The sequence below is a fragment of the Streptomyces sp. NPDC007929 genome, assembly GCF_042959065.1.
Lineage (GTDB): Bacteria > Actinomycetota > Actinomycetes > Streptomycetales > Streptomycetaceae > Streptomyces.
In genome coordinates this window covers 118,010-142,517 of the sequence record NZ_JBIBKD010000016.1, presented here as the reverse complement: position 1 = coordinate 142,517, position 24,508 = coordinate 118,010, and the positions used below count along the sequence as shown (strand labels likewise).

Genomic DNA, 24,508 nt, shown 5'->3' with positions numbered 1-24,508 from the left:
GCGGTGGTTTTGGCAGATGAACGGGTGGACGCAGTGTCCGATCAGACGCCGAACCGACGAAACGAGGACCGGGGCATGAGGAACGAGCGGGGGCGGGCCGGTGCGGGCCGGCTGGCCGGGGTGGTCGCGGCGCTGGTGGTGTGCTGGCTCCCTGCGGGGGCCGCGCACGCCGACGAGACCAACACCGGCTCGCACAACGGCCACCGGGTCGGTCTGATCAACGTCAACGTCGGTCAGATCGACGACCCGGCGGAGGACGTGCTGGAGCACACGCTGCTGTTCGGTGACGGGTACGCCTGGAACTGAACGGGCTGAGCAGCAGACAGACCGGACGGGACGGTCCGTGCCGCAGGAGACTGCGGCGCGGACCGTCCCCGTCGTTTCCCGAGTTGTTTTCCGGCAGGTGGCATAGCGGGGTGTCCCCGCACGCGTCACATGAAGTACGGGGGGTGAGCGAAGGGTTCGCCCCCGGGGGAGAGCGAAGGTGACGATGGATGCCGAAGCACAGGAGAACTTCCGGGAGTTCGTGGCGAACCGGTCGTCCGCGCTGCTGAAGACCGCCATCCTGCTGAGCGGCGGCGACCGGCACGCGGGCGAGGACCTGCTCCAGAACGCGCTGATCAAAGCGGCGGGCCGCTGGCACCGCATCGACGAACCCGAGTCCTACGTCCGGCAGGTCCTCTACCGCCAGCAGGTCAGCCGCTGGCGGCTGAAGTGGCCGAGACGTGAACTGAGCGTCGCCGAACCGCCGGAGACCGGCATCGCCCCGGACACCTCCGGCGCCGCCGAGCTGCGGCTGGTGATGCGCGGCGCGCTGGCCCGGCTGACCGCGCGGCAGCGCACCGTGCTCGTGCTCCGCTACTTCGAGGACCTGCCCGAGGGCGAGGTGGCCCGCATCCTGGGCTGCTCCGTCGGCACCGTACGGTCCGCCACCCACCGTTCCCTCGCCCGGCTGCGCGCCCTCGCGCCCGAGCTGGCCGTCCTCGGCCCGGCCGCCGACGAACAGCGGCCCTCCTGTGACTGCAACGACCTCACCGGCGGTGAGGTGGCCGCGCCCGCGCTGGAACGGTACCGGGACTGGTCCGTGGAGGCGGGGGTGTCGCCCGACGGTCAGCTGGTCGCCAGACAGTTCGCGGGGCAAAAGTGGAAGACGTCGTCCTTCGTCCTCGACGCCCGCAGCGGGAAGCGGCGGGAGGTGCGCGGGCAGCAGCTGCTTGCCTGGGCGGACGGGCACTCGCTCGTCGCCTGGGACATCGGCCGGGACGGGAACGAGTTCCGTCAGCGGCTGGTGCTGGTGACCATCGGTGGGGAGAAGACGGTTCCGCTCAGCGGTTTCCGGGGGCCCAAGGACAACACGAAGGGGCGGTGGGAGCCGGTGTTCGCGGAGCGGTGATGGGCAGCCGCGCGGGCCGTTAAGTAACGGTTGCGGCTTCTGCCGGGTTCTGTAAGTACTTCTTCACGGGGGCGGGGGCTGTGCCGTTTCATTCGTCGCGGTAGTCATGGTGGCGTGCGGGTACTCGGGTGGTCCTGACTTCGGGAGGAGGCGGAACCGTGACCGGGACCATCGATCATCGGGCCGTGCACGACGAGCGTCGCTCCGTGGGTGAGCTCGTCGGGCAGGCCACGGAGCAGCTCTCCACGCTCATGCGGCAGGAAGTGGCACTCGCCAAGGAGGAGCTGGCCGAGAAGGGGCGGCGCGCGGGGCGTGGCGGCGGACTGCTCGGGGCGGCGGGCGCCGTCGCGTACGCCGGGCTGCTCGTGCTGTCCGGTGCGGGTGTCGCCGCGCTGTCGCTGGTGCTGCCGGTGTGGGCCGCGGCGCTGATCGTGACGGGGGTGCTGTTCGTGATCGCGGCCGTGCTGGCGATGGCGGGGCGTTCTCAGTTGCGGCGGGCCACGCCGCCTACGCCTGAGCAGGCACTCGGGAGTGTCAGGGCGGACGTGGAGACGATCAAGGAGAGGGCGCATCGATGACGGACGCGACGGGTGGGGCGAAGGGGCCCGATGAGCTGCGGCGGCAGATCGAGCGGACTCGTACCGAACTGGGCAACACGGTGGAGGAGTTGGCGGGGAAGGCGGATGTGAAGGGGCGTGCGCGTGCGCGGGCCGCTGATCTGCGGGACAAGGCCGGGGCTATGACGGTGCAGTTGCGGAGCAGTGCGGCTCAGGCGGGGCACTCCGTGCATGATCGGGCTGCGCATGTTCCCGCTGGGATGCGGCATCCGAAGCCGAAGCCGATGCTGGTGGCTGGGGCGGCGGGGGCCGTGGTGGCTGTGGGCGTGTTGCGGTGGAGGCATGTGCACGGGCATCGCTGACGGTGCGGTGGGGGGTTCGCGTCCGCGCCATCTCGCCGGTGGGGGTCGGGGCCGCGCCGGGGGGTGTCCGTCCTCGGAACGGCGCGATGGACCTTTTTACCGACTGACTGGCGTTGACGCGCCAACCGCTGCGGGCGGACACCCCCCGACACGGCCCCTTACGTACGACGGCGGGTGCGGGCCGCCCCCGCTGCGGGCGGCACGGGAACTCCACTTGACCTCAAGCATGCTTGAGGTCGGAGGGTGGTGTTCATGAGTCGACGAACCGAGCAGCACCCCGATCTCACCGACCCCCGTATCGGCGCCCCCTTCTTCAGTACGTGGCGGGTGGGCAGTCCCGAGCGGCAGCAGCGGACTGTGGAGGCCATCGCGCGTACCTGGGAGCGGCGGGCCTGGCCTGCCAGGGATCTGCTGGCGTATCACGTGTACGCGGGGCAGGACGGGTCCACCCTGATGCACTACTCGCAGTGGACCGTCGAGCATGCCTACGAGTCGTTCGTGAAGGCCCACCGGCAGGAGCGCGTAGACGAGATCGACACCGCCGTACCGGGCATCGAGCGGGTCGGGCTCGGGCGGTACCGGCGGTACCGGAGCCGGGAGCGCGCTGTGGGAGACGCGAGGGTGCCGGAGCTGATCGTGACCGTGCGGGTCGAGTTCGAGGTCGCTGAGCGTCGGGAGGAGTGGGTCGATCTCGTGGTGAAGGCCCTGGACGACGACCCGGAGGGGAACGCGGGGCTGGTGTCCGCGCACTTCCATCTGAGTACCGACGGCGGCCACGTGCTGAACTACGCGGAGTGGGAGAGCGCCGACGACTATGAGCGGGCCCTGGCCGCGCCGGCCAGTGAGATGTGGGAGCGGGTGCGGACGTATCCCGGGGTGAAGGGGAGTGTCGGCGGCCGGTACAGGCATGCGTTGGGGCTGGTGCCCGGGTGAGTGGTGGCCGGCCGGGGTTTCCCGGCCGGCCACCGGGGGTGTTACGGGCGGAAGCGCAGGACCTGCGGGTCGTGGTCGCTGATCTGGTCGTTGAACTCCGCGTTGACGTGCACGCTGTCGTACTCGAAGTCGCAGCCGCGGCGGATCGACGGGCTGATCAGGATCTGGTCGAGGACCTGGCTGTTGCCCTGGTAGACGTACGAGTAACGCTCGCTACGGGGGAGCGACTTGATCGCCGACCAGAGTTCGCCGCGGCCCTCCAGGAGCTGCGCGGTCTTCGAGAACTCGAAGTCGTTGATGTCGCCCAGCGTGACGACGGCCGCGTTCTTCTGGGTGTCGAGGATGTCCTTGACGAAGGCGTTCACCAGGGTGGCCTGCTGGTGGCGCTGCGTCTCGGAGCTGCGCGACGGCGGCTGGTACTGGGCGGTCAGGCCCTGGTCGCCGCCCTTGGAGTTGAAGTGGTTGGCGATGACGAAGACCGTGCGGCCGCGGAAGACGAACTCGCCGGCCAGCGGCTTGCGGCTGCTCTTCCAGGCCTCGTCGGCGGGGGCGACGCGGCCGGGGCTGAGGGTGAGGTGGGCCTTGCCGCGGATCTTCGTCACGCCGGTGGCCGTGGTGGCGTCGCCGCCGGGGCGATCCGTGAAGGAGACCCGCTCCGGGTTGAACAGGAAGGCCTGGCGGATGTTGCCGCCCGGCTCGCCGCCGTCGGTGTTGTCCGCCGGGTCGATCGAGCGCCAGTCGTACTTCGGGCCACCCGCCGCGACGATCGCGTCGATCAGCTTGGTCAGCGTCTGGTCGGCGGCGACCGTGCCGTCGTTCTTCGCGCCGTTGTTGTCCTGGATCTCCTCCAGGGACACGATGTCGGGCGACTTCAGGCTGTTCACGATCGCGGCGGCGTGCGCGGCGAACGTGTCGTCGGACGGGTCGAGGTTCTCGACGTTGTAGGTGGCGACCGCCAGTTCGGAGGAACGCTGCTTGCGGGTCGTCTCGCGCTCCAGGCCGCCGCTCTTCAGGGTGCCGAGTTCACCGGCGACCAGGGTGTAGCCGCCGAACTGGTTGTAGTCCAGCGGGCCCGCGGTGGTGCCCGTGAGGGTGTCGCCCACGTTCGCCTTGGGGAACTCCGCCGCCGCGCCGAGGGACTGGACCTGGAGGCGGCCGGCGTTCTGGTCGTCGTAGGAGCCGTAGACCGTGCCGCCGTGGCGGTTGCGGTTCTCGTGCGGCTTCACCGTCACCCACAGCTCGGTGTACGGGTCGGTGGCGCCGACCACGCGGGTGTCGGTGATCCGGACGGTCATCCCTTCCAGCGACTCGTAGCGGTCGAGGGCGTACTTCGACGGCTTCAGGGGGAGCGCGTTGATCGAGCCGTTCGCGTTCGGGTCACCGGCCGGGGCGTAGGCGGAGGGGACCGAGCGCGAGGTGAGCGCCGTGGCGGCGGGGAGCGCGTTGCCGCTGGAGACGACCGTGGTCGTCGGCTTGGTGATCTCCGTCAGCGACTGGTTGCCGGAGGTCGCGCCGCCGGGGACGTACTCCGAGACCGTGCCGGAGACCGTGACGGAGTCACCGACGGCGACCCCCTTCGGGGCCGAGCTCGTGAAGACGAACACGCCCTCGCTGGTGGCCGGGTCGGCGTCCGGGTTCGGGTCCTGGATCCAGAAGCCGCGGGACGAGCCGTAGGTCCGGATGCCGGTGACGATTCCGGCCACGTCCGTCACCTGCTGACCGGCGTACGGGGACATCCGGGTGTTGCCCTGGATGTCGTGGATGCGGACCGACTCCGCGTGCGCGGGGCTGGTGAGGACGATCGTGGATGCCGCGGAACACGCGGCGGCGACGGTGAGCGCGGCGAGACGCGCGGACGACTTGCTCGGCAACGGGGTTCCCTCCGGGGACGTGACAGGGCGCCGGGACGAGGGCGGACACGTGTGGAATGGCTTGCTGTCGCTACCTGTGGGGCGGATGCGATGACGCGCGTAGAAGGAGGGGACGGGTGGGCCGCTGTGGGGCCGGCCCGGTGAACAAATGTCCGCCGACTTCTACGCGCGTCAATCTCCAGCCTGTTCATGTCACTTGTCAAGGTTTCGGCCATGTACGGCGACTGACGGGGAGATGAAGTGGGCGGCATGGGTGGAAATCCGTCTAGGCTGAGCGGCTGAGTCGTATGAGGCGCCCTAGGAGAAACAGCCGATGTCAGACAGCTCCCCCCTGCCGCCGGTGCGGCTGCACCCCGAAGCGGAGCTGGCGCGCGACGCCCTGTCCACGCCGTTGCTGTCCCGGGCCGTCCGGCTCGCCCGCTGGGCCGGGCCGGACACCCGGGTCGACGCCGGGGGCGGGCTCGTCGACGAGCAGTTGCCCGCGGCGGTCGAGGCGCTCGGGCTGAGCGGGGACGACGCCGCCGCCGACGCCGGCGAGGCGTGGCGGGTCGCCGTGGACGCCGGACTCGTCGAGGTCGTCGACGAGGAGGAGGGCACGGTGACGGCCGGCGAGGACCTGGCCCTGCTCACCGGTGGCTCCCCGCGGGACGTGCTCGCCGTGTGGCTCGCCGCCCTGGAGACCGTGCTCGCCGACGCGAGCGTGCCGGACCTGGACGATCTCATGGGCGAGGACGGCGAGGTCGACCTCTCCTCCCTCGACTGGGACCCCGAGGCCGAGGCCGAGTTCCTCGACGGCGTGCTCGGCAACCTCTACCTGCTGACCGCCGGCGAGGACACCCCCGGCGACGCCCCGGTGCCGCTGCCGGCGCTGGCCGCCTCGGTGATCGTGCCCAGCGACATGGGCGAGCCCACCAACGACGTCCTCGAGCAGGTGTCCGACGCCATGATGCGGCTGGACGACCAGTTCCGGATGCTGGAGCCGGTGGGGTTCGTCGCGTACCAGCCGGTCGACGAGGCGCTCATGGCCGACGCCGACGAGGAGCCCGCCGCACCCGTCGACGACATCGACGTCTCCCGGTACGGCATGGTCCGGCTCACCCCGCTCGGCCTCTACGGCATGCGCGCGCGGCTGATGGAGGCCGGGTACGAGGCACCGGCCGTCGGAGACCTCGCCGACAAGGGCGCCGACGTACTGCTCGACGGCACCGCACAGTACCCGCCCGGTGCCGCGCAGGCCGAGACCGAGCAGTGGCTCCAGCGGCGCCAAGCGCTGGACGCGGCACGGGAGTTGCTGGGCGCCGCCCGGGGCCTGGACGCCGGGGCGCCGCTGCGGCGGCTGCGGTGCCAGCAGGCCCTGTCGCTGGTGGGGCCCTCGGCCGAGCCCGCCCTGCGCGAGGTGCTCGACGACGCCGAACTGGGCGGGCTCGCGCGGGTGTGGCTGACCGAGAACGGCGCGATGGACGTGCCCGCGCCGTCCGAGGCGATGGTGTACTGGCTGACCATCGACACGGTGGCCGCGCAGCTCGCCGCGGAGGGCAACTCCGAGGAGCTGCGGGCGCTGGTGGAGGGGCTCGCGCAGCAGCACGGCGGATTCTTCGAGGCCGTGTGGCGGGTCGATCATCCGGCGACCGCGGATGTGCTGGAGGCGATGGGCCGGTTGCATCCCGACAAGAAGGTGGCCAAGGAAGCGCGGAAGGCCGCGTTCAAGGCGCGCTCGCAGCAGGGGGGTTGACCTCGGATCGCGGGTGCGGGTGCGCGCTGTGGCTTTTCGCGCAGTTCCCCGCGCCCCTGCCCCTTCTGCGGCGCCGGCGGTCATAAATTCGGTCGCGATTCCCGAGTCGCGCCTCCTACAGTGAGATCACAACGTCACGCACTTCCCGGTGCGATGGCAGCGGCTACTTCTCTTCCATAGAATCCGACGCCGCCGCCGACTTGATCTCGGGAGGCGCGGCATGTGGTGGGTGCCCGGTGCGAAGGCAACGGTTACTTCCTGGGATCGGAGGGTTGCGGGTTCGAGTCCCGTCAGCGACTTCGGGTCGCTGTAGCTCAATCGGTAGAGCATCTGAATTAGTCCGTCGCCGACTTCTGTCCTCGGGCACCCACCTCTATTCCCGCATGCGGCGTCTCCTTCGAAATGCTAGAGAATTCGGGGGAATTCACCATGGCTCGATTCAATTCCAAGGCAGCCCGCGCGCGTCCCGTCTCGCGCGTGACGTCCACCGGGCGAGTGCTGCGCACCTACGAGGGCGGCCGGGGCCGCGAGCGGGACGCCCGCTCCGAGCTCTTCCTGCTCGCCGTCTCCCACTTCGTCTCCCAGCAGACCTTCTACGAGACCGGCGCCGAACGCGACGACCGGTTCCAGCGGCTCGTCCGCGAACTCGCCGTCAGCGACCCGGAGTGGACGGCCGGACTGCTCGGCTGGCTGCGCGGCCCGGGCCAGCTGCGTACGGCCTCGGTCGTCGGCGCCGCCGAGTACGTCAAGGCCCGCCTGGACGCGGGCGCGACCGACGGTCCGTCCAACCGGCAGGTCGTCGCCTCCGTGCTCCAGCGGCCCGACGAGCCCGGTGAACTGCTCGCGTACTGGACCACGATGTACGGGCGGAACGTGCCGAAGCCGGTCAAGCGCGGTGTCGCGGACGCCGTGCGCCGCCTTTACCACGGCAAGGCGCTGCTGAAGTACGACACCGCCTCCAAGGGCTACCGCTTCGGCGACATCCTCAACCTCGTGCACGCGGCACCGGACCCGGACAAGCCGTGGCAGGGCGAGCTGTTCCGGTACGCCCTCGACCGCCGGCACCACCCGGACACCGCCGTGCCGCCCGTGTCCGACCACGTTCTCGCGGCGCACCGTGAGCTGATGGCGCTGCCCGTGGCGGAGCGGCGCGCGGTCGTGACCGCAGAGGGCGGTGCCGAGCGGCTGGCCGGGGCCGGCATGACGTGGGAAGCGCTGGCGGGCTGGCTCCAGGGGCCGATGGACAAGGCGGCCTGGGAGGCCGTGATCCCCTCCATGGGGACCATGGCGCTCGTGCGCAACCTGCGCAACTTCGACGAGGCCGGGGTCTCGGACGAGGTGGCCGAGCGGGTCGCCGCGCGGATCAGCGACCCGGCGGAGGTCGCGCGCTCGCGGCAGTTCCCCTTCCGCTACCTCGCCGCGTACCGGCACGCGCCGTCGCTGCGGTGGTCGTACGCGCTGGAGCGGGCCCTCGGGCACTCGCTGGCCAACGTGCCGGCGCTGCCCGGCCGGACGCTGGTGCTCGTGGACCGCTCGGGCTCGATGTTCTGGTCGCGGCTGTCCGACCGCTCGGATCTCGACCGCGCCGACGCGGCGGCGATCTTCGGAACGGCGCTCGCGCTGCGGGCGGAGCGCGCGGACCTGGTCGAGTTCGGCTCGACGAGCAACCGGGTGAACTTCCGCGCGGGTGAGTCGGTGCTGAAGATCCTCGACCGGTTCGGCGACCTGGGCGGCACCGACACGACGGAGGCGGTGCGCCGGCACTACAAGAAGCACGACCGGGTGCTGATCGTCACCGACGAGCAGTACACGCACCACCACCGGGGCGACCCGACCGAGCAGATCCCGGCCGACGTGCCGGCCTACACCTGGAACCTCGCCGGGTACCGGGCGGGCCACGGCCCGTCGGGCACGGGGCACCGGCACACGTTCGGTGGGCTCTCGGACGCGGCGTTCCGGATGGTTCCGCTGATCGAGGCCGCACGGGACGCCGACTGGCCGTGGGTGGCCTGAGCTGTTCCGTGCACCGCCCTTGATGACAGCTCGGGCTGACATCTAACATTTCAGTTCATGGAGACCCTCCGGCCCGTGCCCCGGACCCTGCTCAGGGACCGCGCGTACGCATCGATCAGGGACGCCATCGTGGCCGGGGAGATCGAGCCCGGCGCGGTGGTGCGGGACGCGGAGCTCGCGAAGCGGCTCGGGCTGTCCCGGGCGCCCGTGCGCGAGGCGTTCTCCCGGCTGGTGGACGAGGGGCTGCTGGAGAGCAAGCCGCAGAGCTACACCCGGGTGACCCCGCTGGTGGCTTCCGACGTACGGGACGCCGCCGCGGTGGTCGGCGCCATGCACGAGCTCGTGACGCGGATCGCCGTGCCCCGGCTGGGAACCGCCGACCTCACGGTGATGCGCGCCGCCAACGAGCGGTTCGCCGCCGCCGTGTCCGCCGGAGAGGTGGACGCTGCGCTGCGGGCCGACGACGAACTGCACGACGTCCTCGTCCGGGTGAGCGGCAACCGCGCCGCCGCCGCGACCGTCGCCCGCTACACCCCGCTCATCCGCCGCCTGGAGCGACAGCGCTTCGGCGAGGGCGGCAGCTGCCGGTCCGCCGGGCTGCACGAGCGGCTGATCGAGGCCTGTGAGGCCGGTGACGTGGACGGGGCCGTCCATGTCACGGCGGAGATCTGGCGAGGCCTGGAGGAGCTTGCCGACTGAGTCCGGCTCCTGCTGGCCGACCCCGATGCCGATCGACAGACCGACCCCGGAGGCACCATGTCCCTCTCCTCGTACGCGCGTTACCCCCTGCTCTTCGGGCCCTCGCCCGTGCACCCCCTGGAGCGGCTCACCGCGCGGCTCGGCGGCGCATCCCTCTGGGCCAAGCGCGAGGACTGCAACTCCGGTGTGGCCTACGGCGGCAACAAGACCCGCAAGCTGGAGTACCTGGTCGCCGACGCGCTCGCCCAGGGCTGCGACACCCTCGTGTCCATCGGTGGTGTGCAGTCCAACCACACCCGTCAGGTCGCGGCCGTCGCCGCCCGGGCCGGGCTCAAGTGTGTGCTCGTGCAGGAGAGCTGGGTGGACTGGCCCGACGCCGTGTACGACAAGGTCGGCAACATCCTGATCAGCCGTCTCGCCGGGGCCGATGTGCGGCTGGTGAAAGCCGGGTTCGGCATCGGCTTCAAGGAGAGCTGGGAGCAGGCGCTCCGGGAGGTGGCGGAGGGCGGCGGGAAGCCGTACGCCATCCCGGCCGGGGCCTCCGACCATCCGCTCGGCGGACTCGGCTTCGCCGGGTGGGCGTACGAGGTGGCCGAGCAGGAGCGGGAGCTGGGCGTCTTCTTCGACACCGTCGTGGTGTGCTCGGTGACCGGGTCGACCCAGGCCGGCATGGTCGCCGGGTTCGCCGCGCTGGAGGAGGCGGGCGGGCGAGCCCGGCGCGTGCTCGGCGTCGACGCCTCGGCGAAGCCGGCCGAGACCCGCGGCCAGATCGCCCGGATCGCCGACCGCACCGGGCGGCTCATCGGTGTGAAGCGTGAACTGACCGAAGCCGACGTGGAACTCGACGAGCGGTACCACGCGGGGGTCTACGGCGCCCCCGACGAGACCACCCTCGCGGCGATGCGGCTCGCCGCCCGGACGGAGGGGATGGTCACCGACCCCGTCTACGAGGGCAAGTCCATGGCCGGGATGATCGACCTGGTGTCCAGGGGCGAGATCGGGCGGGACGCCACGGTGCTCTATGCCCATCTGGGAGGGCAGCCGGCGCTGAACGCGTACAGTGCGTTGTTCTGACCGGCTCTGTGGTGCCGGTGGGCGGATACAGTGCTGGGCGTGTGGACGGACAATCAGCGTGCAGAGCGGTCCGACGGTGCGCGGCGTCGGGCCACGATCCACGACGTCGCACGGCTCGCCGGGGTGTCGCGTCAGACGGTCTCGCGGGCGGTCAACGACAAGGGTGAGATCGACCCCGGTACCAAGGAGCGGGTCCTGGAGGCGGCGCGGCTCCTGGACTACCGGCCCAGCCGGTTCGCGCGCGGACTCGTCCAGAAGGGCGCGGTGACGGCGGGTCTGGTCATTCCGGACCTGCGCAATCCGTTCTTCCCCGAGGTGGCCGCCGGAGTGCTGGAGGCAGCCGAGCAGCGTGGCTGGCAGGTCGTCGTGTGGGACTCCCGGATCGACGAGGCCAGGGAGCGGGAGGCGCTCGACGTGCTCTCGCACCAGGCGGACGCGGTCGTCGGCTACTTCCAGGACCCGGACGACGTGCTCACCCGGCACCTGGGCGGCGTGCCGCTGGTGTTGCTGGAGCGTGGTCCGCAGCAGACCCGGTTCGCGGCCGTCGGCATCGACGCCGTGTCCGGAGTCCAGCAGGGCATGGAGCATCTGTTGAGCGCCGGGCACCGCAGGATCGGCATGCTGGACGGCGTGCACGGTCCCGACCTCCGCAAGCAGGCCTTTTTGGCGCAGGCGCGGCGGCTGGGTCTGCCGGTCGACGAGGACTGGGTCGTGACGTGCCAGGAGCACAGCGTCGCCGGGGGTGAGGACGGCATGGAGCGGCTGCTGGACCGGCGGCCTGAGGTCACCGCGGTTTTTGGGTTCAACGACCTGATCGCTGTCGGGGCGATGCGTACCGGCCGGCGGCTCGGCCGGAGGGTCCCCGAGGATCTGGCCGTGCTGGGCTTCGACGGGCTCTCACTGGGTGAGCTCGTCGAACCCGCCCTGACCACCCTGCACATCGACAAGCGGCAGCTGGGACGGCTGGCCGTGGAGCAGGTGGCCCGGTTGCGCGCGGGTGAGGAGCCGTTGCGGGGCGCGGACGCGTGGGTGACGCCCGAACTCGTGGTGCGTGACTCCGCCTGATCGCCCCCGCGGGTCTCGGTAGAGTGCGAAGAAGTCCCCGGTTCGTGAGGAGAGGTCGCGTGGCGCAGGTCAGGCCCATGCGGGCGGATGCCCGGCGCAACCACGAGCGGTTGCTGACGGTCGCCGCCGAGGCCTTCGCCGAGCACGGGGAGGGCGCCTCGCTCGACGACATCGCCAAGCGTGCCGGGGTCGGCTCGGGCACGCTGTACCGGCATTTCCCGACCCGACAGGCGCTGTTGGAGGCCGCCTATCTGGAGCGTGTCGAGGCGATCGCGGCCCGGGCCGGTGTGCTGGCGGAGGAACTGCCGCCGGGTGAGGCGCTGAGGGAGTGGCTGTTCGAGCTCGGCGCCGGGCTGATGCGGATGCGCGGGCTGAAGGCGCTGCTGGGACCGGCCGTTACCGGGAGCGGGACGGCCGTGGCCACCGCCTGCGGCGACTCGGTGAAGGGGGCGGCCGGGAGGCTGGTGCGGGCGGCGCAGGAAGAGGGCACGCTGCGGGCGGACGTCGAGCCGGGCGATGTGCTGCGGCTGGCTCATGGGATGGCGACCGCGTCGGAGCCGGCGGATGGCGGGGACCGGCTTCTGAGGCGGTACTTGGCACTGCTGATGGAGGGGCTGGGCGCGGGGGCCCGGTGACGCGGCCGGCCGGGCGCCCCCTCGGGTGAGGGGGCGCCCCCGGCGTCGGTCGCGGGTTACAGCGCCTGCGCCGCGGGCTTCACCATCCCTCGCACCGTGCGGGACTTCACGAAGTCGCCCATGGCCGTCATCTCCCACTCGCCCGAGTACTGACGGATGAGCTTGGCCATCAGGACACCCGTCTGGGGCTCGGCGGAGGTGAGGTCGAAGCGGACCAGCTCCTCGCCGGTCGTGCCGTCCAGCAGGCGGCAGTAGGCCTTGGCGACCTCGGTGAACTTCTGGCCGGAGAAGGAGTTCACCGTGAAGACCAGGCCCGTGACCTCCTGGGGGAGGCGGCCGAGGTCGACCATGATGGTCTCGTCGTCCCCGCCGCCCTCACCCGTGAGGTTGTCGCCGGAGTGCCGGATGGCGCCGCCCACGATCTGGAGCTTGCCGAAGTAGCAGCTGTCGATGTGGTTGCGCTGCGGCCCGTAGGCGATGACCGAGGCGTCCAGGTCGATGTCCTTGCCGCGGTACGCCGGCTCCCAGCCGAGACCCATCCGGACCTGGGAGAGCAACGGCTGCCCGCCCTTGATCAGGGAAACCGTCTGGTTCTTCTGGAGGCTGACGCGTCCCTTGTCGAGGTTGATCTTCCCGGCGCCGGGGGCGGGCGGGGGAGGCGTGGCCGGGGCGGCCGGGGGCGCGGCGGGAGCGGAGACGGGCGGGGCGGGCGGCTGCACCGGGGCCGGCGGCGGGGTCATCGGCTGCGACGGGGCGGCGGCCGGTTCCTCCACCGTGACTCCGAAGTCCGTGGCGATGCCCGCAAGGCCGTTGGCGTATCCCTGGCCGACGGCGCGGGCCTTCCACTGCCCGTTGCGCTGGTAGACCTCCACGATGACCAGGGCCGTCTCGCTGCCGAGCTGGGGCGGTGTGAAGGAGGCCAGGACGGAGCCGTCGTCCGCGTTGCGGATCGTGGCCGTCGGTTCGATGCCCTGGAAGGTCTGGCCCGCGGCGTCCGGGCTCGCCGTGACGACGATCTTCTCGATGCCGGGGGGCAGGGCCGCTGTGTCGACCACGATCGCGTCGGGCGCGCTGCCGCCGCCCGAGCGGTACGTCACGCCCGGGCCCGACGGCTGGTTGTAGAAGATGAAGTCGTCGTCGGAGCGCACCTTGCCGTCGGCGGTGAGCAGCAGGCCCGATACGTCGAGCCGCACCGGAGCGGCGACGTCCACCGTCACGCGGGCGGCGGACAGGGGGATGTTCGAGCCGGGGGTCATAGCTGTCATGCCGGGTGAACGAGCGAGGCGGTTTTGCCGTTCCCTTACCTTGCCGCCAATCGGGTCACCGTCGATTGCGGGGGTGGTCCCGGGCGGTGCGCTCGTTGCCGCGCTTGTAGTTGCCGGTCCAGCGGGCCATGACGAGCTGGGGCTCGGAGGTCTCGACCTCGGCGAGGAACCGCGCGGCGCGGGGGCCGTTCAAGGTGGTGGCGGGGCGGCCGTGGTGGCTGATGCGGACGGTGCCGCCCGTGTGCTGCTCGTAGGTGAATCCATGAGGTCTCGGCATGCCGTGAGGGTACGGCGGCGGGGGGCAGGCGCCCAGCGCTTTTCGCCTGCCCCCCGGTCCGCTCGGTTCCTCCCCTACGGCACGACGACGATCTTGCGGCCGACGCCCGCCGCGAACTGGTCCAGCGCCTGGGGGTAGCGCTCCAGCGGGATGCGGTCGCTGATGAACACGTCCGGGTCGAGGACGCCGTTCGCGAAGAGCTCCGCCGCCCGTTCGAAGCTGTGCAGCACCGCCATCGAGCCGGTGATGGTGATCTCCTGGTTGTAGATGCGGTACGGGTCGATCGTCACCCGCGTCGCGTAGTCGGCCACGCCGAACTGCAGGAACGTGCCCGCCTTGGCCACCCGGTCCAGGCCGTCCTGGATCGCCGCCGCGTTGCCGGTGGCGTCGATGACCAGGTCCCAGCCCTGCGGACGGTCCAGTTCGTCGGGGTTCGCCGCCGACGCCGAGACACCGAGGCCGCGGGCGGTCTCCAGACGGGCCGGGTTCACGTCGACGACGTCCACGCTCGCCGCGCCGGTGCGCTTGGCCAGCTCCAGCATCATCAGGCCCATGGTGCCGGAGCCGTAGATCAGGACGTGGGCGCCGAGGCGGGACCGGAGCACGTCGTAGCCGCGGACCGCGCAGGACAGCGGCTCCACGAGGGCGGCGTCCTCGGTGCGGACGTGCTCGGGGAGCTTCACGCAGTTCGCCACCGGGGCGACGGCGTACTGTGCCGCGCCCCCGGCCGTGGTCACCCCGATCGCCGCCCAGCGTTCGCAGAGGTTGTTGTGGCCGGTACGGCAGTAGCGGCACTCGTAGCAGTACAGGGACGGGTCGACGGCGACCCGGTCGCCCACCGCCACCTCCGTGACCCCGGTGCCGACCCCGACCACCTCGCCCGCGAACTCGTGCCCGGGCACGATCGGCAGCTTCGGGGCGAACTCGCCCTGGAGGATGTGCAGGTCGGTTCCGCACAGGCCGCAGGCCGCGACCTCGACCACGACCTCGCGCGGGCCGGGCGTCGGGTCGGGGACCTCGGCGACGACGGCCTTGCCCACGGACTCGATGACGGCGGCCTTCATTTCACGGCTCCCAACGACAGGCCCTGGACCAGCTTGTCCTGGGCGGCGAACCCCGCGGCGAGCACCGGCAGGGAGATGACGAGCGACGCGGCGCACACCTTCGCCAGGAACAGGCCCTGGCTGGTGATGAAGCCGGTCAGGAAGACGGGGGCGGTCTCGGCGACCACACCCGTGAGCACCCGGGCGAACAGCAGCTCGTTCCAGCTGAAGATGAAGCAGATCAGGGCGGTGGCGGCCATCCCGGGGAGGGAGATCGGGGCGACCACGCGCGCGAGGATGGTCGGCAGCCGGGCCCCGTCCACCTTCGCGGCCTCGATCACCGCGACCGGGATCTCGGCGAGGAAGGACTGCATCATCCACACCGCGATCGGCAGGTTCATGGACGTGTAGAGGATGACCAGCAGCCAGATGTTGTCGAGCATCCCGGCGTTCTTGGCGAACAGGTAGATCGGCAGCAGGCCCGCCACGGCCGGCAGCATCTTCGTGGAGAGGAAGAAGAACAGCACGTCCGTCCATTTGCGGACGCGGTTGATGGACAGCGCGTACGCCGCCGGGAAGGCCAGCAGCAGCACCAGCAGGGTCGAGGCCAGGGACGCGACGGTGGAGTTGATCAGGGCAGGCCAGGGGCTCGCGCCACCGCCCGCGCCGAAGAACTCGCGGTAGCCGTCCAGGGTGAGCGAGGCCGCGAAGGACGGCGGGTTGGTCGCCGCGTCCGTCTCCGAGTGGAAGGACGTCAGCGCCATCCACGCGATGGGCAGGAAGAACGCGATGCCGAGCAGCCAGGCCAGCAGGCCCAGGCCCGCACCCTTGCCACGGACACGGCGGGCACGCGGTGCGGTCGTGCTCATGCGCGGGACACCTCCTCGCGGAACAGGGACGACACCACGCGCAGGGCGAAGGTCGCGATGACGATCGAGCCGATGACCACCAGGACGCCCGCGGCCGAGGCGAGGCCGTTCTCGTGGGCCTGGTAGAAGCTCTGGTAGACGGTGTAGGGGAGGTTGGCGGTGCCGAGGCCCCCGGACGTGATCGTGAAGACCGCGTCGAAGTTCTGGACGATGTAGATCGAGCCGAGCAGGGCGCCCAGTTCGAGGTAGCGGCGCAGGTGCGGCAGCGTCAGATGGACGAAGATCTGCCAGTCGCTCGCGCCGTCGACCCGGGCCGCCTCGATCTGCTCGTGGTCGCGGCTCTGCAGTCCGGCCAGCAGGATCAGCATCATGAACGGGGTCCACTGCCAGACCAGGGACGCCTCGACCGCCAGCAGCGGGGTGTTCGAGATCCAGTCGGGCTGTGGGCCGCCCACATAGTGCAACAGCCCATTGAACAGGCCGTATTCAGGGTTGTAGAGCACATGCTTCCAGAGCAGGGCGGCCGCGACCGGCACGACCAGGAACGGCGCGATCAGCAGCGTGCGGACCACGCCCCGGCCCTTGAACCTCCGGTCCAGCAGCAGGGCGAGCGCAAGCCCCAGTACCAGGCTCGCCAGCACCACCGCGACCGTCAGCAGCACGGTCGTCCACACCGAGTGGCGCAGGTCCGGGTCGGTGAGGACCTCCTGGTAGTTGTCGACGCCGGTGAAGTGCCGGGCGTCGGGGTAGAGGGAGTTCCAGTCGAAGAAGGAGATCACCAGCGTGGCCACGAAGGGCAGCTGGGTGACGACGATCATGAAGATCAGGGCGGGCAGCAGCGGGGCCCGGGTGGCCCAGGCACGCAGCCGGGCGGAGGGCCGGGGGACCGGGGCGCGCAGCTCGGGTGAGGCCGCTGGGGCCGTTGTCGTGGCGGTCATCGTCCCTCGTACTCCTCGGAGATCTTCTCGGCGAGCGCCTGGGATTTCTTCAGGGCCGACTCGACGGACTGGCGTCCGGCGATGGCCGCGCTGATCTCCTGGGAGACCTTGGTGCCGAGGTCGGTGAACTCGGGGATGCCGACGAACTGGATGCCGGGAGCGGGCCGCGGCTGCACCCCGGGGTCGGTCGGCCGGGCCTGCTCGATGGCCTCCTTGGTCATCTCCTGGAAGGCCCCGGCCTCCTTGCGGTAGTCGGCGTTGGCGTAGGTCGACGCCCGCTTGCCGGCCGGGACGTTCGACCAGCCCACCTGGTCGCCGACCAGCTCCTCGTAGCCCTTGCCGGACGCCCAGGAGACGAACTTCCAGGCGTTGTCCGGGTTGCGGGAGGCCTTCTGGATGCCCCAGGCCCAGGTGTAGAGCCAGCCGGAGGACTCGGTCTTCTCCACGGGAGCGGGGGCGTAGCCCACCTTGCCCTTCACCGGGGACTTCGCCGCCTCCAGGGATCCGGCCGCGGAGGTGGCGTCGTACCACATGGCGACCTTGCCCTGGGTCATGTTGTTCAGGCACTCGGCGAAGCCGGCCTGGGCGGCGCCGGACTCGCCGTGCTCGCGCACCAGGTCGACATAGAACTTCGTCGCCTTCTCGAAGGCGGGGGAGTCGAGCCGTGCCTTCCAGTCCTTGTCGAACCAGGTGCCGCCGAAGGTGTTGACGACCGTGGTGAGCGGGGCCATCACCTCGCCCCAGCCGGGCAGGCCGCGCAGGCAGATGCCCTTCATGCCGGGTTCGGCGCCGTCCGCCTTCGCCGCGAGGTCCGCCACCTGCTGCCAGGTGGGGTGCGCGGGCATCGTCAGGCCCTTCCTTTCGAACACGTCCTTGCGGTACATCAGGAACGACGACTCGCCGTAGAAGGGCTGTCCGTAGAGCTTGCCGTCGTCCGCCGTGAGGGACTGGCGCATCGGCTTGAGGATGTCCTGCTCGTCGTAGGCCGGGTCCTTGGCGACGTAGCCGTTCATCTGGCGCAGCCAGCCGTTGCGGGCGTAGATCGGTATCTCGTAGTTGGACAGGGTGGCGACGTCGTACTGGCCGGCCTGGTTGGCGAAGTCCTGGCTGATCTTGTCGCGGACGTCGTTCTCGGGCAGGACCGTGAAGTTGACCTTGATGCCCGTCTCCTGGGTGAAGTGGGCGCGGGTCAGCTTCTGCAACTCGACCATCTGCGGGTTGTTGACCATCAGGACGTTGATGGCGTCGCCGCCGGAACCGGCCCCGCCCGCGCCGACCCAGCAGCCGGAGAGCAGCGGGGCGAGCAGCGTCCCTGCGGCGGCCAGGGCGAGCGGGGCTCGCGGTGGCCGTCGTCGGCTCTGGGTTCGCATGGATCGCTCCTGGAGGTATGGGGAGATAAGGGGCAGCGCAGGGCGTGGCTGCGCCCGGTGGGGGACGTGGGTGTGGTGTCAGACCCGGATGACCTGAGGTCCGAGCAGGGAGTAGCGGTGTGCTTCGGAGGACGGCAGCAGGGTGCTCGTCACGATCGTCTCCAGCGCGCCCACCTCGGCGAACCGGCAGAAGCTGACCGCTCCGAACTTGGTGTGGACGCCCGCGAAGACCACGCGCCGGGCGGCCCGGATCGCCTGGGCCTTGACCTCGCTGACGGCCGGATCGGGGGTGGTGAGGCCGTGCTCGCGGGAGATGCCGTTGGCGCCGATGAACGCCAGGTCGACGACGAAACCGGCCAGCATCTTCGTCGTCCAGTGGTCGACGGTGGCCAGCGTGCCGCGCCGCACCCGGCCGCCGAGCAGCAGCACGGAGACGTGCTCGGCCTCGGCTAGGGCGCCCGCGACCGGCAGGGACGCGGTGACCACGGTCAGCGGCCGGTCCCGGGGGAGTGCCTCGGCGATGAGCTGCGGGGTGTAGCCCTCGTCGACGAAGACGGTCTCGGCGTCGCCGAGCAGCTCGGCCGCGGCGGCCGCGACCCGGCGCTTCTCGGGGACGTGGCTGGTGGCCCGGAAGGCGAGCGTCGTCTCGAAGCCGGCGCTCTCCACGGGGTAGGCGCCGCCATGGGTACGGCGGAGCAGGCCGTGGTCCTCCAGGACGCGCAGGTCCCGCCGTACGGTCTCCTTGGCCACGCCCAGCTCGGTGGCGAGGGCGGTGACGTCGACGGCGCCGTCCCGGCGTGCGGCCAGCACGATCTCGCGCTGGCGTTCCTCCGCGGTTCTGCTCATGGCCGTCACCCGCCTTCCTGCCGTGCTGCCCGTTCGGGCCCTCGGTGGGGCCTTGGGGGAAGTTCTACAGGGGGTGTTCCGTAGTGGCCAGGTCTGTTGCGGGCGTGATCCTGCCCGGATGTGCCCGTTCGGTCGTGCGGGTGTGCGGGGCGGCGAGGGGTGTCCGTGGCCGTCTGCCGGTGCGTTGTGGCTGGTCGCGCAGTTCCCCGCGCCCCTGAGGGCGTGTCCCTGCCGTCTGCGGGTCGTGCCCGAATGCCCGAGCGGGCGGGCCCGTTCTCTGCCCGCCCGCCCTGGTTCGCACTCCGTCCGGTCAGTACGGCCAGATCGGCGGGTCCGTCACGAACTGGCCGCCGAGGTAGGCGTGCGCCTCGTTGCCGTCCCGCAGTTCGCCCTGCTCGGCGATGAGCTTCTCGGCGTAGGGCTCGGAGTCGTCCTGCGGCTCGTAGCCGAGCGCCCGCGCGGAGGTGAGGTCCCACCACAGCCGGGTGTTGGCGGAGGAGCCGTGGACGACGGTGTGGCCGACGTTCTCGGCGGTCAGGGCCGCGTGGAAGAGGCGGGCGCCGTCGGCGGGGCTCATCCACACGGAGAGCATGCGCACACTGGTCGGCTCGGGGAAGCAGGAGCCGATGCGCACCGAGACCGTCTCCAGGCCGTGCCGGTCCCAGTAGAGCTGTGCGAGGTCCTCGCCGAAGCACTTGGACAGGCCGTAGTAGGTGTCCGGGCGGCGCGGGGTGTCGACGGGGATCAGGGGGTCGTCGCCCCGGGGGCGCGGGGTGTAGCCGACGGCGTGGTTGGAGGAGGCGAAGACGATCCTGCCGACGCCCTCCTCGCGGGCGGCCGCGTACAGGTGGTAGGTGCCCTCGATGTTCGCCTTGAGGATCTTCTCGAAGGGGGCTTCCAGCGAGATGCCCGCGAGGTGGATGATCGCGTCGACGCCCCTGACCGCCTCGCGTACGGCGTCGCGGTCGGCCAGGTCGGCGACGATCGCGTCGGGCTCGCCCTCGATGGGGCGCAGGTCCAGCAGGCGCAGGTCGTAGCCGTAGGCCGGGAGCAGGTCCCGCATCAGGGTGCCGAGGCCACCGGCGGCGCCGGTGAGCAGGACGGTGCGGGGAGCGGGCATCCTCGGGTCTCCTTGATCGCCGGTGTGCACATGAGCGCACGGCATTCATATGCGTGGACACGCTAAGGAGCCGGGCCGGAGCCCGTCAAGTATGCCGCGGAGAGGGTGAATCCGCAGGTGCGTCGCGGGTGCGCGCGCTTGACCCGCACCGAGGCGGCGCCTTAGCGTGGCGTTGTTCAGAAATATAGACGCCAATCATGAATATGGAACCGGGAGAGCTCGTGACGTCAGCCCCTCTCGCCGCTCGACTCACCGTCCCCAGCGGGCCGCTGTTCTTCCCGGTCACCGCCTACGGACCCGACGGCTCCGTGGACCTCGACACCTACCGCACGCATGTCCGGCGCGGGGTGGAGGCCGGAGCCGCCGCGGTGTTCGCCTGCTGCGGCACCGGCGAGTTCCACGCGCTGACGCCCGAGGAGTTCGAGGTCTGCGTCCGGGCCGCCGTGGAGGCCGCCGACGGGCGCGTCCCGGTCGTCGCCGGCGCCGGATACGGCACCGCGCTCGCCGTGCGCTACGCCCGCCTCGCCGAGGCCGCCGGGGCGGACGGACTGCTCGCCATGCCGCCCTACCTCGTCGCCGCCGGCCAGGAGGGGCTGCTGCGGCACTACCGCGAGCTGGCCGCCGCCACCGCCCTGCCGGTCATCGTCTACCAGCGCGACAACGCCGTGTTCACCCCGGAGACGGTCGTCGCGCTCGCCCGCACGGACGGGATCATCGGCCTGAAGGACGGACTCGGCGACCTCGACCTCATGCAGCGCGTCATCAGCGCCGTGCGCACCGAGACCCCGGGCGACTTCCTCTACTTCAACGGCCTGCCGACCGCCGAGCAGACCCAGCTCGCCTACCGCGCCCTCGGCGTCACGCTCTACTCGTCCGCCGTCTTCTGCTTCGCCCCGGAGATCGCCCTCGCCTTCCACCGGGCCCTCAAAACCGGCGACGACGCCACGGTGAACAGGCTCCTGGACGGCTTCTACCGCCCGTTCGCCGACCTGCGCGCCCAGGGCCGCGGCTACGCCGTCGCCCTGGTCAAGGCCGGTGTCCGGCTGCGCGGCCTGGACGTCGGGGAGGTACGGCCCCCGCTGCACGAACCGGCCGGGGACCATGTGAAGCGGCTCGCCGAAGTGATCGAGCGGGGCTACGCGCTGCTGGAGGAGACCAAGTGAAGGCGTCGGCATTCGTCTACCCCTGGGACGTCAACGGGGACCCGGAGGCACCCGCGCGCATCGCCGCGCTGGGCGTGACACAGGTGACGCTCGCCGCCGCCTACCACTCCACCCGCGCCCTCACGCCCCGCCACCCGCGCCACCGCGTCGTCACCGCCGAGCACGCCGCCGTGCTGTACCCGGCGGACGACCGCTGGCAGGGCCGGGAGCTGCGCCCCTACGCGGCCGGCGACTGGGCCCCCGGGGACGCCTTCGGCGAGGCCGCGGACGTGCTCACCGAGGCCGGTCTGGAGGTGCACACCTGGGTCGTCCTCGCGCACAACTCCCGCCTGGGCGCCGAGCACCCCGACACCTCGGTCGTCAACGCCTACGGCGACCGCTACCCCTGGGCGCCGTGCATCGCGCAGCCCGCCACGCGCGCGTACCTGACCGACCTGGCGGCCGAGGCGGCGGTCCGGCCCGGGGCGCGCGGCACCGAGCTGGAGTCCCTCGGCTGGTACGGCCTGCAGCATCTGCACGCCCACGACAAGACCGGCGGCATCGGCCTCGGGGACGCCGGGCAGTACCTGATGGCGCTGTGCTTCTGCCCGTCCTGCCAGGAGGGCTACGGCCGGCACGGCCTGGACGCCGACCGGCTGGCGGCCGCCGTACGGACCGCGCTGGAACCGGTGTGGCAGGGGGCGCCCTCCGACGGAGGCTGGACGGGCGTCGAGAAGCTGCTCGGCGAGACGCTCGCGCACACCACGCGCGCGTACCGCGACGCCACCGCCCGCACGCTCCAGGAGCAGGCCGTCGCGGCGGTCCGGGCCACCGCCGCCGACGGTTTCCAGGTGCTGCTGCACGCCGACCCCGTCTCGTACCACGTCGGCGCCAACCCCGGCGTCGACCCGGCGCACATCCTGGCTGTCGCGGACGGAGTGGTCGTGCCCTGCGCGGGCGGCACCGGCACACTGACCCCGTTCGCGCGGCAGGAGCGCCGGGGCGCCGTCATCGCCGCCAACTTCACCGTCGTCTCGGGGATGGGCGGCAGCCCGGGCACCCTCGCCGCCGACGCCGTGGAGGCACGACGGCTCGGCGCCACCGAACTGCGGCTGTATCACGCGGGGCTGGCGTCCGACGGCGACCTGGAGTCTGTCCGCTCCGCCCTCGCCCGGCTCTGACCCAGCGAGGCCGCCGTCACCAGCAGGGCCACGCCCAGGACCACCAGGACCAGCCGGTGGTCCACCAGCTCGACCAGTCCCGCTCCGGCGGCCAGTCCGACCACGTTCGGTGTGTACACCAGCGTGTGGGCGGTGGCCGTGACCCGGCCCAGCAGCGCACCGGGCGTCTCGCGCTGCACCGACGTCAGCGCGGCGATCAGCACCGCGGGCAGCCCCATGCCGATCGCCGCGCCGCACACCAGCGCCACCGGGTCGGACGGCACCGCCCGCAGCGCCACCGCGAAAGCGAGCAGGGCGGTGCCCCACGCCGCGAAGCGCCGCGCCCCCAGGTGGCGCAGGGCGGTGCCGGAGAGCAGGCCGACCGCGACCGAACCGGCGCCCTGCACGGCGTAGAGCACGCCCGTGTACGCGGGGGAGTGGCCCAGGGCGTCGACGACGGCGTACGTCATCGCGCCGTTCAGGCCGGCGCACAGCAGGGTGGCGCCGCCCGCCAGGACCAGGGGGCGTAAGCCGGGGTGCGCCCACAGGTACCGGACGCCCTCGACGCCGCGACGGCCGCCGGTGGGCGGCGCGGGCTTGTCCTCCCGCACCCGCAGGGCCGCGCAGAGCCCCGCGGCCAGCACGAACGTCGCCGCGTCCAGGAGGGCCACGCCCACGCCGCCGTGGGCCGCGTAGAGGCCCGCGCCCGCCAGCGGGGCCAGGAGCTTCATGCCCTCGTTGGCGGTCATGCGCAGACCGTTGAAGTCGCCCAGCAGGGACCGCTCCACGGCGGTCGCCACGAGCGCCGACTCGGCCGCGTCATGGACCACGCCCGCCGCGCCGTACACGAACAGCACCGCGTACAGCAGCCACAGGTCGCCCGGGCCGTCGACCCCCACCAGGGTGAGCAGCAGGGCGGCCAGGAGGAGGTTCACGCCGATCAGCAGCGGCCTGCGGCGGCCGCTGTCGGCGAGGGTGCCCAGCAGCGGCCCCGCCAGGGTCGGCAGCCACAGGGCGAGCATGCACAGCGCGGCCAGGCCGTCCGAGCCCGTCAGGTCCTTGACCCACACGCCGGACGCCAGCCACAGGGCGGAGGTGCCGAAGCCGGAGACCACCACGCCGGAGAGGTAAAGGCCCGCCTCACGGTTGCGCAGGACGCGTGCCAGGGGCCAGGTCGTCTTGGTCGTCATGCCTGGTCATCGTGGTGCTAAGGCCCGGGCGTGGGCATCGGGAAGGTGCCTTAGGGGTCCTTTCACTATGCCCGTCCGGGTCGCGCGGCCTGGCACCGCACCTCGCCGCGTTGCCGAAAGGCCCTAGTAGCTCCGCTACGAGGACCTTCCGGCGCCTTGCGATGCACGGCACCAGACCACGCGACCTGATCGGACGCTCATAGTGAAAGGACCCCTTAGCAGAGGCGCCCGAGGGCGATGAGTTCCGCGCTCGCGGTCGGTCTACCTCCCGAGAGCGACACGCAGGAGGAGCAGCCGATGACCGACACCCCGAATCCGACCCTCGACCTCGGCCCGCAGGCGGCGGTCGTGGCACGCCTGGCCGAGGCCGTCACCGACGATCAGCTGGCCGACCCGACGCCCTGCCCCGAGTACGCGGTGCGCCACCTGCTCGGCCACCTGGCCGGACTGGCCACCGCCTTCCGTGACGCCGGCCGCAAGGACCTCGGTGTCACGACCGACACCAGCCCGGACTCCGCGCTCCCGGACATCACGCCCGGCTGGCGCGGGGAACTGCCCAAGGTCCTCACCGAACTGGGCGAGGCCTGGCGGGACCCGGCCGCCTGGACCGGCATGACCAGGGCCGGGGGCGTCGACCTGCCCGGCGAGATCGCCGCTCTGGTCGCCGTCGACGAACTGGTCGTGCACGGCTGGGACCTGGCCCGCGCCACCGGACAGCCGTACACCCCCGACCCGGCCGCGCTCCAGGCCTGCCACGACTTCCTCGCGGCCTCCGCCGACGATCCCCAGCGCGACGCCATCTTCGGCCCGGTCGTGACGGTTGACCCGGACGCGCCCCTGCTGGTCAGGGCGGTGGGGCTGAGCGGCCGCGACCCGGGGTGGTCCCGCAGCGCGTAGAAAGCGATTGCTGTTTCTTTGCCGAAAGCATTGACGTGGCGCACGCGCCCTCCTACC

At 71.7% G+C, this 24,508-nt stretch carries 23 protein-coding genes and 1 pseudogene; 14 read left to right on the top strand and 10 right to left on the bottom strand.

Annotation, left to right across the window (positions count from 1 at the left end; translation table 11 throughout):
* Positions 1-75: 75 nt before the first annotated feature.
* From ACFZDE_RS36725 to ACFZDE_RS36705, 5 genes and pseudogenes are all read left to right on the top strand, one after another.
* Positions 76-306 (top strand): hypothetical protein, encoded by a 231-nt coding sequence (locus tag ACFZDE_RS36725; RefSeq protein WP_391005389.1) that lies wholly within the window; start codon positions 76-78, stop codon positions 304-306.
* A gap of 184 nt (positions 307-490) precedes the next feature.
* Positions 491-1,021 (top strand): annotated as a pseudogene (locus ACFZDE_RS36720) (SigE family RNA polymerase sigma factor); the annotation flags it as partial.
* Between the two features lie 530 nt (positions 1,022-1,551).
* Positions 1,552-1,971: a phage holin family protein gene (locus ACFZDE_RS36715; protein WP_391005395.1), complete on the top strand. Its 420-nt coding sequence runs from the start codon at positions 1,552-1,554 to the stop codon at positions 1,969-1,971.
* Positions 1,968-2,312 carry a DUF3618 domain-containing protein gene (locus ACFZDE_RS36710; protein WP_391210925.1) on the top strand — a complete coding sequence of 115 codons (345 nt, stop codon included), beginning with the start codon at positions 1,968-1,970 and terminating at the stop codon, positions 2,310-2,312. The genes ACFZDE_RS36715 and ACFZDE_RS36710 overlap by 4 nt, the downstream gene beginning before the upstream one ends.
* A 252-nt stretch (positions 2,313-2,564) precedes the next feature.
* On the top strand, positions 2,565-3,245 hold the full coding sequence (locus tag ACFZDE_RS36705; RefSeq protein WP_391210913.1) for a hypothetical protein: 681 nt from the start codon (positions 2,565-2,567) through the stop codon (positions 3,243-3,245).
* Positions 3,246-3,286: 41 nt separating this feature from the next.
* Here the strand turns inward: ACFZDE_RS36705 and ACFZDE_RS36700 are convergent, their stop codons facing one another.
* On the bottom strand, positions 3,287-5,116 hold the full coding sequence (locus tag ACFZDE_RS36700; RefSeq protein WP_391210906.1) for an endonuclease/exonuclease/phosphatase family protein: 1,830 nt from the start codon (positions 5,114-5,116) through the stop codon (positions 3,287-3,289).
* A gap of 313 nt (positions 5,117-5,429) precedes the next feature.
* Here ACFZDE_RS36700 and ACFZDE_RS36695 point away from each other — a divergent pair, with 313 nt between their 5' ends.
* The 6 genes from ACFZDE_RS36695 (at position 5,430) to ACFZDE_RS36670 (ending at position 12,334) form a co-directional block, all read left to right on the top strand.
* Positions 5,430-6,848 (top strand): hypothetical protein, encoded by a 1,419-nt coding sequence (locus tag ACFZDE_RS36695; protein WP_391210893.1) that lies wholly within the window; start codon positions 5,430-5,432, stop codon positions 6,846-6,848.
* Between the two features lie 429 nt (positions 6,849-7,277).
* Positions 7,278-8,861 (top strand): TROVE domain-containing protein, encoded by a 1,584-nt coding sequence (locus ACFZDE_RS36690; protein ID WP_391210884.1) that lies wholly within the window; start codon positions 7,278-7,280, stop codon positions 8,859-8,861.
* Between the two features lie 57 nt (positions 8,862-8,918).
* Positions 8,919-9,560, top strand: a complete 642-nt coding sequence (locus tag ACFZDE_RS36685) for an FCD domain-containing protein (protein ID WP_391210875.1) — start codon at positions 8,919-8,921, stop codon at positions 9,558-9,560.
* Positions 9,561-9,617: 57 nt separating this feature from the next.
* Positions 9,618-10,634 (top strand): 1-aminocyclopropane-1-carboxylate deaminase, encoded by a 1,017-nt coding sequence (locus tag ACFZDE_RS36680; RefSeq protein ID WP_391210867.1) that lies wholly within the window; start codon positions 9,618-9,620, stop codon positions 10,632-10,634.
* Between the two features lie 39 nt (positions 10,635-10,673).
* On the top strand, positions 10,674-11,699 hold the full coding sequence (locus ACFZDE_RS36675; protein WP_391210855.1) for a substrate-binding domain-containing protein: 1,026 nt from the start codon (positions 10,674-10,676) through the stop codon (positions 11,697-11,699).
* Between the two features lie 59 nt (positions 11,700-11,758).
* Positions 11,759-12,334 (top strand): TetR family transcriptional regulator, encoded by a 576-nt coding sequence (locus ACFZDE_RS36670; protein WP_391210848.1) that lies wholly within the window; start codon positions 11,759-11,761, stop codon positions 12,332-12,334.
* 56 nt (positions 12,335-12,390) lie between these two features.
* Here the strand turns inward: ACFZDE_RS36670 and ACFZDE_RS36665 are convergent, their stop codons facing one another.
* From ACFZDE_RS36665 to ACFZDE_RS36630, 8 genes are all read right to left on the bottom strand, one after another.
* The gene (locus ACFZDE_RS36665; protein ID WP_391211101.1) at positions 12,391-13,590 is read right to left on the bottom strand and encodes a TerD family protein; all 1,200 of its coding nucleotides are present in this window, start codon (positions 13,588-13,590) and stop codon (positions 12,391-12,393) included.
* Positions 13,591-13,654: 64 nt separating this feature from the next.
* Positions 13,655-13,876 (bottom strand): hypothetical protein, encoded by a 222-nt coding sequence (locus ACFZDE_RS36660; RefSeq protein ID WP_391005415.1) that lies wholly within the window; start codon positions 13,874-13,876, stop codon positions 13,655-13,657.
* 74 nt (positions 13,877-13,950) lie between these two features.
* Complete coding sequence (locus ACFZDE_RS36655; protein ID WP_391005417.1) at positions 13,951-14,940, bottom strand: alcohol dehydrogenase catalytic domain-containing protein; 990 nt, start codon at positions 14,938-14,940, stop codon at positions 13,951-13,953.
* The gene (locus ACFZDE_RS36650; RefSeq protein WP_391005419.1) at positions 14,937-15,788 is read right to left on the bottom strand and encodes an ABC transporter permease subunit; all 852 of its coding nucleotides are present in this window, start codon (positions 15,786-15,788) and stop codon (positions 14,937-14,939) included. The genes ACFZDE_RS36655 and ACFZDE_RS36650 overlap by 4 nt, the downstream gene beginning before the upstream one ends.
* The gene (locus ACFZDE_RS36645; RefSeq protein WP_391210825.1) at positions 15,785-16,726 is read right to left on the bottom strand and encodes an ABC transporter permease subunit; all 942 of its coding nucleotides are present in this window, start codon (positions 16,724-16,726) and stop codon (positions 15,785-15,787) included. Before ACFZDE_RS36645 ends, ACFZDE_RS36650 begins: the two co-directional genes overlap by 4 nt.
* Positions 16,723-18,096 (bottom strand): extracellular solute-binding protein, encoded by a 1,374-nt coding sequence (locus ACFZDE_RS36640; RefSeq protein WP_391210812.1) that lies wholly within the window; start codon positions 18,094-18,096, stop codon positions 16,723-16,725. Before ACFZDE_RS36640 ends, ACFZDE_RS36645 begins: the two co-directional genes overlap by 4 nt.
* A gap of 78 nt (positions 18,097-18,174) precedes the next feature.
* Complete coding sequence (locus ACFZDE_RS36635; protein WP_391210802.1) at positions 18,175-18,942, bottom strand: DeoR family transcriptional regulator; 768 nt, start codon at positions 18,940-18,942, stop codon at positions 18,175-18,177.
* A 310-nt stretch (positions 18,943-19,252) separates the two neighbouring features.
* Complete coding sequence (locus ACFZDE_RS36630) at positions 19,253-20,062, bottom strand: NAD-dependent epimerase/dehydratase family protein (protein ID WP_391005427.1); 810 nt, start codon at positions 20,060-20,062, stop codon at positions 19,253-19,255.
* Positions 20,063-20,283: 221 nt separating this feature from the next.
* On the opposite strand from ACFZDE_RS36630, the gene ACFZDE_RS36625 reads away from it, so the two are divergent.
* Both ACFZDE_RS36625 and ACFZDE_RS36620 read left to right on the top strand, forming a co-directional pair.
* Positions 20,284-21,225 (top strand): 5-dehydro-4-deoxyglucarate dehydratase, encoded by a 942-nt coding sequence (locus ACFZDE_RS36625; RefSeq protein ID WP_391005429.1) that lies wholly within the window; start codon positions 20,284-20,286, stop codon positions 21,223-21,225.
* Complete coding sequence (locus tag ACFZDE_RS36620) at positions 21,222-22,385, top strand: hypothetical protein (RefSeq protein WP_391210770.1); 1,164 nt, start codon at positions 21,222-21,224, stop codon at positions 22,383-22,385. Before ACFZDE_RS36625 ends, ACFZDE_RS36620 begins: the two co-directional genes overlap by 4 nt.
* Here the strand turns inward: ACFZDE_RS36620 and ACFZDE_RS36615 are convergent.
* Positions 22,322-23,554, bottom strand: coding sequence for an MFS transporter (locus ACFZDE_RS36615; RefSeq protein WP_391210763.1), 1,233 nt, complete (start codon positions 23,552-23,554; stop codon positions 22,322-22,324). The two genes, ACFZDE_RS36620 and ACFZDE_RS36615, sit on opposite strands and share 64 nt — an antisense overlap.
* 297 nt (positions 23,555-23,851) lie before the next feature.
* Here ACFZDE_RS36615 and ACFZDE_RS36610 point away from each other — a divergent pair, with 297 nt between their 5' ends.
* Complete coding sequence (locus ACFZDE_RS36610) at positions 23,852-24,451, top strand: TIGR03086 family metal-binding protein (protein WP_391210751.1); 600 nt, start codon at positions 23,852-23,854, stop codon at positions 24,449-24,451.
* Positions 24,452-24,508: the final 57 nt, after the last annotated feature.